At 67.0% G+C, this 655-nt stretch carries 1 pseudogene; it reads right to left on the reverse strand.

Going from position 1 to position 655, the window contains the following annotated elements:
• Positions 1-655, reverse strand: a pseudogene (locus ACFHNC_RS24735) (IS3 family transposase); the annotation flags it as partial.

The raw sequence follows: 655 nt of genomic DNA on the forward strand, positions 1-655 counted from the left end.
CCAGATGTAGGAGATATCGGCGCCCCATTTTTCGTCCGGGCCCGCCGCCGTGAAATCCTGATCAAGCAGGTTCGGCGCCACCGGCCAGGCGTGGTGACTATCCGTGGTCCGCTTGAACCGCCGCTTCTGCCGCGCCCTGAGCCCATTCTCACGCATCAGGCGCGCAGTCCGGCGGCGGCCAACATGCAGGCCATCGTCGCGCAGGTCGCGCGTCATGCGCGGGCTGCCGTAGGTGCCATTCGACAGCGCAAAGGCCGACCGAACATGCGCCAGCAGCACCATGTCCTCGTGCTGGCGGCGGCAGGCCGGGCGCCCCTTCCAGGCGAAGTAGCCACTTTGACTGATGCCAAGGGCGCGGCAGAGACGGTGCACGGGGAACTCCTTCTTCGCCTCGTCGACGAGCTTGAAGCTCACCGACTTTCCTCCCTGGCAAAAAAAATGGTGGCCCGCTTCAGGATGTCCCGCTCCTGGCGAAGGATCTCGTTCTCCCGTCGCAGCCGCTTCAGCTCCGCCGCCATATCCGGCGACGCCGACCCGCCAGGTGCTTCCGCCGCCCGGTCTCGGCTGCGGCCGATCCAGCGGACCAGCGTCGAAAGCCCCACCCCGAGATCCTCCGCGATCTCCCGCTGCGTTCTGCCGCTCGTCCGAACAAGGC

It is taken from the genome of Falsiroseomonas sp. E2-1-a4, assembly GCF_051433165.1.
Lineage (GTDB): Bacteria > Pseudomonadota > Alphaproteobacteria > Acetobacterales > Acetobacteraceae > Falsiroseomonas.